This is a genomic window from Nocardiopsis sp. MG754419, from assembly GCF_018207095.1.
Lineage (GTDB): Bacteria > Actinomycetota > Actinomycetes > Streptosporangiales > Streptosporangiaceae > Nocardiopsis.
On record NZ_QOCZ01000450.1, the window covers coordinates 1 to 297 of the forward strand.

The window sequence follows — 297 nt, forward strand, 5'->3', positions numbered from 1 at the left end:
GGTGAAGCCGTCGTCGGGCAGGTAGTCGGCGTAACGACGCGGGAAGCCCGCGGCGCCCAGCCAGTGCTGCACCAGGAACGTGCCGTGGAAGCCCAGGAAGAGCAGCCAGAAGTGGAACTTGCCCAGCTTCTCGTTGAGCATCCTGCCGGTGAACTTGGGCCACCAGAAGTAGAAGCCCGCGAACATCGCGAACACCACGGTGCCGAAGACCACGTAGTGGAAGTGCGCCACCACGAAGTAGGAGTCGGTGACGTGGAAGTCGATGGGCGGGGAGGCCAGCAGCACACCGGTCAGACC

At 64.3% G+C, this 297-nt stretch carries 1 protein-coding gene; it reads right to left on the bottom strand.

Features of this window, described 5'->3' with window-relative positions; all coding sequences use genetic code 11:
* Positions 1–297 (bottom strand): cbb3-type cytochrome c oxidase subunit I (locus tag DSY14_RS28500; RefSeq protein WP_211719654.1); only part of this gene is annotated, 297 nt, incomplete at both ends.